Genomic DNA, 9,274 nt, shown 5'->3' with positions numbered 1-9,274 from the left:
CATTCGCAGGCAGGCTCGCACTTGCAGCCCGTAAGGCCAGGAGCTGGCTGTCTAGGCTGAGAAACGCCCCCTCAAGGGGCAAGAGAGGGTCCGAGACGTAGGGAATGAGCTGTGGGTCGCCTAGTGCCTGTAGCGCAAGCCAGAGCCCTCCCTGACGCGCCGCAGTGGGCACACTCTCCAGCGCCTTCAGGAGAGAGTTTAATCGGGCAAGTGCTCTCTGTGCCATTAGGCTGTGACCAGTGCCACGCCGAGCAGGCTCACCCCTCCCTGCACTGCGGGGGCAGGGATATCTAAGGCCCCACGTCCCTGTGCATTCACCGGAACAATCAAAATCTGTAGTTCCAGGTTGCCCTCCTCTTGCAAAGCGAGCGCGACACCGGTCACTTCCTCCGAGAGGAACTCCGGGGAGGCACTGGCATCCACATAAAAACGGAGGCGCGTGGGACTATCGGGAAGCTGGTGCACCTCAAGGCGCACCTTTTGCGCTTCCACAACCTCACGCTGGACACTTAGTGGCGCGACCGATGCTGCCAGTGCGGGGGCGAGTGCGGAGAGTCCAAAGCGGTGCTTCTCCAGAGTCAGCACCCGCCGCACTGTCCCCGTAAACGCCTCCAGCCAGCCGGGAAGAGGCTCAGAGTCAGAGCCAGCCGTCTGACGCTGGGCATACTCGCGTCCCACACGCCGTGCAGCAATCGCGAGATTTTCCTGGAACTGTGTCTGCAAAGCGGCAGAAAGCGTGGGCAGTGGCTCCGTCTGGGCGGCCACGGCTTTAAGGAGCGCCAGCCGCTGCCGCACCCCTGCATCGTGGAGCGCAGCGGCAAGCACCCGGCGCTCGGTCAGTGTATCGGCGCTTCCCTCGGCCACGGCGACGATCTCTGTATTGGTTATTCTTGTTCTCACGATGCCAACTCTCCCAGCTCATGACGTAGCACATAGAGCGCTTTTCGTTCCGCCAGGGCGGTGCCGCAGAGCGTATTGACCACAGCAAACAGCTCCGCATCTCCCGCTTCCGGCTGGGCTGCCACTTGCTCCACTCTTCCCCAGTCCTCGGGAGCCACGCCCAGCAGCGAGACATAGCGCTCAAAGAGCCCCGCCGTCTCCTCATCCGAGAGTACCTCGCGTCGGTAAAACTCCGCGAGTGTAAAGAGCACATAGCTCTGGTACTGGCGCGCCCGCCGCTTGGGCTTGCCCACACAGGCCGCACGAAAAGCCTCGTCGCCTGCAAAGAGCGCCCCGATCAGCTTCTGCCGCGCCCCTGCCTCCAGCCAGAGAAGCCCCTCACCCAGCTCGGAAGCACCGCTCACCTGTTCCGCCTTCCCGTCTTCAAAATCTTGCTCATCGCGTCCTTCCGCCCGGTCAAGGGTATCGAGGAAGCGCTGCTTAATCATTCGCAGCAAAAGCCTCAGTAAGTGCTCTTGGGTACGAACTGCCTCGCCCCCAGGCTCGGTCAGATAGGTCAGTGCCCGAATCCAGGCATCCTGCACCAGATCCTCTCCCTCCAAGCCCAGAGGTCGCCATGCAGAGCGGATCAAGCGCCGTGCCTGATCCACAAGCGGCTCCCCAAGGGCACGGATTAGGGGTGCGGCAGCATGGTCAATTGCTGCCCCTTCGCCGGATCGTAGCGCCTTGCGGAGCCGCGCGATTTCCTCATCTGTCTGTAGAACGGTTGACATAGGCCCAATCTTACAAAATTTCAAAAAATAATTACGGGATTTTTGGCCATGAGGTCATGAATTTCCTCCAAAGGCACCTGAGAGGCTCCTCCCAGGCGACGGCAGTGACAGGCGGCAGTGGCGCTGGCAAAACAAAGTGTTCGCTCCAGTGGCCAGTTTTGTAGCCTACTATAGCAGAGCCCGGCACGAAACGCGTCGCCCGCACCTGTTGTGTCACGGACATCGGTGAGGGGATAGGCACGGTAGCGCGTGATGCCCTTCTCGGTCCGCACGATGCCCCCCTCAGCACCGAGAGTCAACAGGGCAGTGCGGGCAGGGAGCGCGGCGACGATCTCCTCAGGCTCGCCCGTGGGGCCACCGAAGCGCCGGAGCGACTCCAGGCTACACTGAAGCACCTCAGCAACTGCGACGACATCAGGCTGGTGCGCAAAATCCATTGCCACAAGCGGGCATCCGGCTTGCGCCGCTGCGAGTGCTGTCTGGGTGGCCTGTATCCCTAAGTTCGGGTCCACGGCGACAATCGGGCGTCGGGCAAAGAGCGCCTCAGGAACGGGGGGAGCAATCGCCTGCGCGAAGCCGCGCCCGGACATCGTCCGCTCCCCGTTGGGGGAGACCACAATATCACAGACGGGAGTGACGGCTGCGGGGTCATCGGGGATAAATGCCCGTGAGAGCCCCGCCGCTTCGATGAGCTCCCGCAAGCGTGCGCCCTCAGGATCCCGACCAATGGCAGTCCCCACGAGCGCCACGGAGACGCCCCAACCCGCTAGTAGGCAGGCTGTGTTGAGCGCTTCGCCTCCCGGCAGCTCTAAACCCGAGGGGAAGAACCGATCCAGTGCAACCGTGCCATAGACAACGATATCAACGCGATCAGGGGCGCTCACAGCTCCAGTTTAGCGAAACGATCTTCCGTGGGATTGTTCTCGCGACGGATTTTCTCGTAGGCCTGGTTGACCCGGTCGAGAATACGCCGTGCCTGTGCCTGCTCATTGGAGTTTTCAGGGAAGCGCTGGGGATCGCTCCGACGGATGAGGTCGTCGTAGGCGGCCTGCACTTCTCCCAGACTCGCTCCCAGGGGCAGCCCGAGGACGCGGTAGTCGGCGGCAAGTGGGTTTGTATCCGCTGCAGCCACCACCAGAGCCGCCGTGGGTGGGGCGAGCTCTTGACGCGCTTCCATTCCCCGCCGCGCTGCTGCGATTTTTTCCTCCGCACGCCGCATCAGGCTGTCCACATCCGAGAGTTCACTAGCGGGAGGAGGGGGGACTGATTTGCCCTGGCGCTCTCTCCCCGCGCTCGCATCAAGCTCATCCAGAGCCGTCTCCCGCTCAGAAAGCTCAGCGTCAATCTTGTCTTTGATCACGCCGACATAGGCCCGCCCCAGTCGTCCGATCCTATCTGGAATGCTCATACCACTATCTCTTTCTGAACGGCACTATTGTGTGCACTATAGAATACCAGCTCCCCTAGGGTAAGCGCTTCCCAGCCCGCTTCCATGTCGGTTGGCTCCGAGGCTAACACCCAGCCGCCTTCTTCCAGGGGCCGCGCTGACAACGTGTAGTAGTCAGCATTTTTTGAGCACTGACGCAGAGCATAAAGCCCCTCGGGAGCGGCGATCAGCAAGTTAATCGCCGTGTAGTTTTGAGTCGCATCGCCGTCATGGGCCGCCTGAGCCAGTAGCTGGCGGAGCGCCTCGGCGAGCTTCTTTGGCCTCTGTTCGCTTCCGATATGACCGACCTGGGCGGCGATCCAGCCTGCCAGCGCCACGGTATCGGAGTCGGAGTGCGCCTCGCGACGGCCAGCGACGTTCCCCTCTTGCTGTATCCAGCTCAAGAGGGGTCCTTTAAGAGTGCCATTATGAATGACAAGAAGACTATCACCGCTCTCGCCTTCTAGGGGATCCACCCGAACGGGATGGGCATTGTCGCTGGTGACGGCACCGCACGATGCCTTCCGGAGATGCCCTAAAAAGACACACGCGGTTTTGGAAGCCGTCTCCGAGGCGAAGACAAAGTAGGCCGAGCCACGGGCGGAACCCACTTGCCGCAGCAGAGAGATCTGCCCTGCGCGATCCAGCCAGCCCAGCCCCCAGGAATCCTCATGACCCGGTGGGTTTCCCGGCGGCACCTTCCCGGTCTCGGCCTGACGGCGCAGGGCATGAGGGGCTCCCACACAGTGATACCACGACGGAAGGCCCGCCGGAGGAAGCTCCGGAGGGCCTGTCACTATTCCTAAGAGACGACACACGAACTAGCTGCCCGTACTGGCGCTACCGCCACTGCCGCCGACTTTTTGCTCCAGTCGAGCCAGCTCGGCCTCGATCTCGTTAGTGGGTGCGGCGATGCTTTGTGTGATCGGAGCGGCGAGACCGAGACGCGCCTCCAGCGCTTCGAGCTCACTCTGAGCGACGACATCAGCCTCACTCACCTCAAGCTGGCGCAGACGGCTCTCGACATTGGTCTGCCCTAGCTCATTCATTGCCTTGGCTTCATTCAGCTTGGTATTGATCTTAGTTTTCGCATTGGCAAAGGCATTGTTGCTGTCTTCCCAGCTTCCCATGCCCTGGAGCTGCTTCTCCATCTCAGACTGAATCTGGGCTTGTTTCCACTTGGCTTTGAGTGCCAGCGCCTCAGCAGTCTTCTGACGGATCTGCTCCTCCTCACGCTTAATGGCAATCTTGACCTGCTCGGAGGTCTCGATCGCCTGCACAAGTGTCTCTTTGGCACTCACCAAGCTCTGCTCGTAGCCCTGCTTCTCTTTGAGGAGCTGTAGCGCGAGCTCACGGTCACCGCGTTTAAGGGCAAACTCAGCCTTCGCTTGTAAGTTGTCTACGGTTTTCTGAAGATCGTCCACTTGATTCTGGAGGTTGTTCTTCGCCGTGATGGCCATCACCGCACGCTCACGGTTGCGTGCGTGCATCTCCTGCATCTGACGCTTAGCGTCATCCAGCAAAATCCCTGGGTCTTCCAGTTTCTCAAGACCAGCTCCGAACCAGGACCTGATCACAGCAAGGAATCGCTTCCACATGGCTTTTAACTCTCTCCTAGCGCACTTGCTTACGGTGCGTATTCTGTACTGGTTATCCGACACCGGTAAGGCGCTTCCGGTTGCATGTGAAATTATACCAGACAGATATTTCTAAACTTCGGTACAAACGTATCCATGCCTTAGGTTTCCTTGCGCTCCACTTGTTCCCAGGCAACTTCAATCTTGCTCCAGCGCTCCTTAGAAAGATGCAGAGGCTCACCCGTAGACACTCCCAAAGTATGGATACGCTCTCGTATGGTCTGGAGTCCGCTCAGAGCACTACCACAGCCGGGACAGCGCCGAGCGTGATTTTCTGCATACCAGCGTGCCAGCCCCGTCAGGGAGCCGTCAGAGAGCGCTGAGAGAAGCGTCTTCATGTGTGGGCAGGGTCTCATGCTCATGCCAGCCCCCTTTCCTTCCCCCAGCTCTGTAACCGCTCCGCAAGCTGGAAACGCGCACGAGCCAGCCGGGAGCGCACTGTCCCCACAGGTACCCCCAAGCGCTCCGCAGCCTCCTGATAGCTGAGATCTTGTATATCCACAAGAATTACGGTCAGACGCAATGCATCCGGCAGGGACGCCAGCGCCCGATCCAGTGCCTCATCCAGTGTGCCCTCAAGCAGCATCACATCGGCTCCCTCAGCACGTGTCGCCTCCGGCCCAATCTCCCCCCCCGCAGTGACATCATCCACAGTCACTCCGGCGCACCATTTCTTCTCGCGCCGCCACTCATTGATAAAGTGATTGGTGAGAATACGTGCCAGCCAAGCGCAGGGATTCCCTCCCGCAATAAACTTGCCCGCACGAAAGGCCTCGTAGCCACGCACCAAGGCCTCCTGCACCAAATCCAGAACCCGGTCATCGTCACCGCGCACCAGCCGTCGTGCACAAGCAATCAAGCTCGTCTCACACCGGCGGGCCACATGGGCATAGTCTTCGCGAAGAGAAGAAGTCATAATATGAGCTAACAATTCACCACGACTAAAAAGTTCCCTGCTCAGGCTCACCCAACCGTAATTTCTCTTCGAGTTCACGGTGACAGTTAGCGCAGAGAAGATCACACTTCTGCGCCTCCTCAAGAACGACATTCCAGGCTTTCAGCAAGTTATCCTTGCCCAGATTGAATATCTTAGTCGCCGAGTCTCGGTGGTGAAACTCTAGCGCAGCAACACAGCGATTATAGCCACACAAAGCACACTTGCCTCCACACTGAGCAATGAGCAGGGCCTTTCGTGCGCGCCGTGCTTTCTCCTGCCAGCGTCGGTATTTTTCATTATTTACGGTGCGGGGCCGTGCAAGCACTTCTGCAAGCCTGCGGTTGTTCCTGCCTTGAAACGGTGAGCAATCCAGACAACGTCTGCGATTCTTTAGTTGGCGTTCAATCCCAGAGATGACAATCTTAAAGGGTACGGTTTTCCCGCAACGGCAAACATTTGTTTCCATTGATCTATGCTACCCCAAAAACAAAAAACTTCTCCAAAGTTTGGAGAAGTTTTTTTAATGCAGTGCCGCCTACCGGACTTGAACCAGTGACACTCGGATTTTCAGTCCGATGCTCTACCAACTGAGCTAAGGCGGCATGCGCATCACCTTCTAAAAGGCAACGTGCGAGGGGAAGTCTATCATAGCTCGGTCTGCTTTGCAAGCGAGTTTTTCTCTTTATAGCCCCAGCGAACCCATGCGGCGAAAGCCACAATTCCGGCAACACAGCCCACGACTCCGAGCGGTTCGATCGGGGGAGTGTCCCAGAGGAGCTTGATATTTAGCCCCACGATTTAAGAGTGCAGACCACCTGCCCCGCAAGTTTCAACAGAGCGGATTGACGTGCTCCCCCATGCGTTTTTTATCGGAGGTAAAGGCGAGTAAAGGGAAGATCAGCAGGCGCACGGCGTCTTTCCCGCCACTTGCCGCGATAAGCACCATTGCAGGGACAATTGCCAGCGCCTGCATGATCAGCCGTCGTAGCCACGGAGCGAAGCGCAGAGGAAGTTTGAGCTCCAGGTAAGCATCACCAAAGCGCAAGAGGGTTTCTGGCAGAGCGTCTCCTGGGCATAAGCATAACTGGAGACGGGCAAGATTGCAATTGTTGCGATTATCCCGAGAAGATTTCCGTTTAAAAAGCTTATTTTCATTTCTTGATTAGGTCGTTGGGTGATTGAGAAATACTGCCAAGCGCTCCTCGAACTCCTCAGAGATCACATGCTCCAGACGCTCGCCCAGTTTGGTGAGGCGGGCGAGGTCGTTCCCTAAAGCGTGTGAATCGCCTTGAGCATGTCGCCTGTCGCTTTACCGAGATATTTTTCTTTTTAAAAATTAACTATGGTTAAATTAACTGAGGGGAATACTACCACTACCTAAAGCACTTCGCCATAATCTTCGGTACAATTAGTTGCAATGTCTCAGCCTTCTACAACCAACTCCATTATGGTGGTCGAGGACGACCCCAATATTCTGCGTCAGATCGAGTTTAATCTCCGGAGCCACGGGTACACGGTCGTGACGGCGATCTCGGGGGTGGACGCCTTGCGCCAGATGCTCCTGCAACGACCGAGCCTCTTGATTACCGATATCATGATGCCCGAGATGGACGGCTATGAGCTCGTGGCCGCGCTGCGACGCGATCAGCTCCTAGGCGACTTGCCCGTGATCATGCTGACAGCGCGCACCAGCGAGGACGATATGGTGCAGGGCTACACCAGCGGCACCGATCTCTACCTGACCAAACCCTTCGACCCAGCGGAGCTCATCGCTTTTGTCGAGCGTATTCTTCCTGCCTGATCACCCTAGGAACATCTGATCACCCCTATGAACAAGCGTATTCTTGCTGTAGACGACGACGAAAGTATCCGCCGCATCCTCCAGGTAAACCTTGAGCGTGGGGGCTACACGGTAGAGACAGCGCAGAGTGGCGCCAGCGCACTGCCTCTGCTCCTTAAAAACCACTACGACCTCCTAATATCTGATGTCATGATGCCGGAGATGGATGGCCTTGAGCTTCTGGAGCATGTCCGCCAGAGCCCGGAGCTCCGCAAGCTGCCCGTGATCCTGCTCACGGCGCAGTCCAGCGAGCGCGACATCACGCGCGCCTACGTGAAGGGCACGGATCTGTATCTAACAAAGCCCTTCGATCCCAATGAGCTGCGCATCTGGGTGGGCCGAATGCTCTCGGAGACGCGGGAAGACTAGCACGGTGTTGCTTGAGCGCCTCAAAGCCAGTGCGTCCGTCGTGCCTCAGGGTCTGACCCTTACGCGCACCTGGCGGGGCGGCCTCTGCCACGCGACTCTCCGTAATCCCACCACAGCGCCTATCACCGTGCCCGAAGTGGTTCTCTTTGACTTTACCCACGGCCTGCCGGGCAGTACACTGCTCTACGCCGAGGCGTTTCAGATGCTCAGCCAGCTTGCGGGCACTCTGGAGACGCCCACCGATGTGGGCCTCTACCCAGATCGCACGCACTACAAGATCCCCGAGCCCGACGGCCTGCGTACGGGCTACGGGATGCTCCTGCTCGCCCCACAAAACCAGGAGCGCGTGCTCCTCGCCTTCACGTCGTGCACGAAGTTTATCGGGCGTTTTAGCTTCGATGCCACGCGCTTGCGTGTCTCGCTCGACACGGAAAATAAAACACTCGCGCCCGGCGAGCACTGGGAGCTAGAGGAGTTTCTCGCCATTTCGGGCAGCGACCGCGAGGCGCTTTTAGACAAGCTCACGCACTCCATCGCCAAGCACCACCCACAGCGCACGCACACGCCCATCCCGACCGGCTGGTGCTCGTGGTACTGTTTTGGCCCCGAGGTCACAGATAAGAACATCTACGACAACTTGGAGTGGGCCGCAAAGAGCCTCCCCCGACTGCGCTACATTCAAATAGACGATGGCTACCAACCCCACATGGGCGACTGGCTCGACACGGGCAAGGCGTTTGGCGGCTCCGTCCAGACCGTGCTCAAAGCCATCGCGCAAAAGGGCTTCGAGCCCGCCCTCTGGGTCGCGCCCTTTATCGCCGAGCGCGAGTCCAGGCTCTTCACCCAGCACCCGGACTGGTTTATCAAAGACGAAATCGGCGCACCGCTGCCGTCCAATAAGATCGGCTTTGGTGGCTGGCGCAGGGGGCCGTGGTACTGCCTCGATGGCACAAACCCCGCCGTCCAGCAGCACCTGGAAAATCTCTTTCGCACCCTCAATCGCGAGTGGGGCGTGACGTACTTTAAATTAGACGCGAACTACTGGGGCGCACTGCACGGCGGACACCACTTCGATAAAAACGCCACACGCATCGAGGCGTATCGGCGCGGCATGGAGGCGATTCTCCGGGGCGCGGGCAAGGGCAGTGTGGTGCTGGGCTGCAACCACCCGATCTGGCCCTCTCTCGGTCTCCTTCACGGCTCGCGCTCGTCCAATGATATTGACCGCTCCTGGGACTCGTTCGCCAAGACGGGCCGCGAGAATCTTTATCGGGGCTGGCAAAACGGGCGCTTCTGGTGGAACGACCCAGACTGCCTTCTCCTCACCGGCGACCTCCCCGACAATGAGTTCGTCTTCCACGCCACCCTGCTCTATGCCACCGGCGGGATGCT

General features: G+C 58.9%; 15 protein-coding genes, 1 tRNA gene and 1 pseudogene. 3 read left to right on the top strand and 14 right to left on the bottom strand.

Annotated features, from left to right (window positions below):
• The 14 genes and pseudogenes from ACH2EH_RS19910 to ACH2EH_RS19845 all read right to left on the bottom strand — a co-directional run.
• A partial coding sequence (locus ACH2EH_RS19910) for a hypothetical protein (protein ID WP_395144425.1) occupies positions 1–226 on the bottom strand: 226 nt, incomplete at its 3' end.
• Positions 226–900 carry a hypothetical protein gene (locus tag ACH2EH_RS19905; RefSeq protein WP_395144423.1) on the bottom strand — a complete coding sequence of 225 codons (675 nt, stop codon included), beginning with the start codon at positions 898–900 and terminating at the stop codon, positions 226–228. The genes ACH2EH_RS19905 and ACH2EH_RS19910, both read right to left, overlap by 1 nt.
• Complete coding sequence (locus tag ACH2EH_RS19900; protein WP_395144421.1) at positions 897–1,673, bottom strand: hypothetical protein; 777 nt, start codon at positions 1,671–1,673, stop codon at positions 897–899. The genes ACH2EH_RS19905 and ACH2EH_RS19900 overlap by 4 nt, the downstream gene beginning before the upstream one ends.
• A gap of 20 nt (positions 1,674–1,693) precedes the next feature.
• Positions 1,694–2,557 (bottom strand): carbohydrate kinase family protein, encoded by an 864-nt coding sequence (locus ACH2EH_RS19895; protein WP_395144420.1) that lies wholly within the window; start codon positions 2,555–2,557, stop codon positions 1,694–1,696.
• A complete protein-coding gene (locus ACH2EH_RS19890; protein ID WP_395144418.1) occupies positions 2,554–3,081 on the bottom strand; it encodes a hypothetical protein in 528 nt (175 codons plus the stop codon). Before ACH2EH_RS19890 ends, ACH2EH_RS19895 begins: the two co-directional genes overlap by 4 nt.
• The gene (locus tag ACH2EH_RS19885; RefSeq protein ID WP_395144417.1) at positions 3,078–3,896 is read right to left on the bottom strand and encodes a class II glutamine amidotransferase; all 819 of its coding nucleotides are present in this window, start codon (positions 3,894–3,896) and stop codon (positions 3,078–3,080) included. Before ACH2EH_RS19885 ends, ACH2EH_RS19890 begins: the two co-directional genes overlap by 4 nt.
• A gap of 24 nt (positions 3,897–3,920) precedes the next feature.
• The gene (locus tag ACH2EH_RS19880) at positions 3,921–4,697 is read right to left on the bottom strand and encodes a PspA/IM30 family protein (RefSeq protein ID WP_395144415.1); all 777 of its coding nucleotides are present in this window, start codon (positions 4,695–4,697) and stop codon (positions 3,921–3,923) included.
• A gap of 140 nt (positions 4,698–4,837) precedes the next feature.
• Positions 4,838–5,098 carry a hypothetical protein gene (locus ACH2EH_RS19875; RefSeq protein WP_395144413.1) on the bottom strand — a complete coding sequence of 87 codons (261 nt, stop codon included), beginning with the start codon at positions 5,096–5,098 and terminating at the stop codon, positions 4,838–4,840.
• Positions 5,095–5,652 (bottom strand): sigma-70 family RNA polymerase sigma factor, encoded by a 558-nt coding sequence (locus tag ACH2EH_RS19870; RefSeq protein ID WP_395144412.1) that lies wholly within the window; start codon positions 5,650–5,652, stop codon positions 5,095–5,097. Before ACH2EH_RS19870 ends, ACH2EH_RS19875 begins: the two co-directional genes overlap by 4 nt.
• 25 nt (positions 5,653–5,677) lie before the next feature.
• Positions 5,678–5,998, bottom strand: a complete 321-nt coding sequence (locus ACH2EH_RS19865; RefSeq protein ID WP_395144410.1) for a hypothetical protein — start codon at positions 5,996–5,998, stop codon at positions 5,678–5,680.
• A gap of 204 nt (positions 5,999–6,202) precedes the next feature.
• Positions 6,203–6,275, bottom strand: a tRNA-Phe gene (locus ACH2EH_RS19860).
• Between the two features lie 43 nt (positions 6,276–6,318).
• Positions 6,319–6,468: a hypothetical protein gene (locus tag ACH2EH_RS19855; RefSeq protein ID WP_395144408.1), complete on the bottom strand. Its 150-nt coding sequence runs from the start codon at positions 6,466–6,468 to the stop codon at positions 6,319–6,321.
• A gap of 34 nt (positions 6,469–6,502) precedes the next feature.
• Positions 6,503–6,718 (bottom strand): hypothetical protein, encoded by a 216-nt coding sequence (locus ACH2EH_RS19850; protein WP_395144406.1) that lies wholly within the window; start codon positions 6,716–6,718, stop codon positions 6,503–6,505.
• A gap of 117 nt (positions 6,719–6,835) precedes the next feature.
• Positions 6,836–6,937: pseudogene (locus ACH2EH_RS19845) on the bottom strand (iron dependent repressor, metal binding and dimerization domain protein); the annotation flags it as partial.
• A gap of 153 nt (positions 6,938–7,090) precedes the next feature.
• On the opposite strand from ACH2EH_RS19845, the gene ACH2EH_RS19840 reads away from it, so the two are divergent.
• The 3 genes from ACH2EH_RS19840 to ACH2EH_RS19830 form a co-directional block, all read left to right on the top strand.
• Positions 7,091–7,474 (top strand): response regulator transcription factor, encoded by a 384-nt coding sequence (locus ACH2EH_RS19840; protein WP_395144405.1) that lies wholly within the window; start codon positions 7,091–7,093, stop codon positions 7,472–7,474.
• A gap of 27 nt (positions 7,475–7,501) precedes the next feature.
• Positions 7,502–7,882 carry a response regulator gene (locus tag ACH2EH_RS19835; RefSeq protein ID WP_395144403.1) on the top strand — a complete coding sequence of 127 codons (381 nt, stop codon included), beginning with the start codon at positions 7,502–7,504 and terminating at the stop codon, positions 7,880–7,882.
• 4 nt (positions 7,883–7,886) lie between these two features.
• The coding region (locus ACH2EH_RS19830; protein ID WP_395144401.1) for a glycoside hydrolase family 36 protein at positions 7,887–9,274 on the top strand (1,388 nt) is incomplete at its 3' end.

Source organism: Armatimonas sp., assembly GCF_043760365.1.
GTDB lineage: Bacteria > Armatimonadota > Armatimonadia > Armatimonadales > Armatimonadaceae > Armatimonas.
The sequence above is the reverse complement of the archived record's forward strand: the minus strand, read 5'-3'. Positions and strand labels throughout refer to the sequence as shown.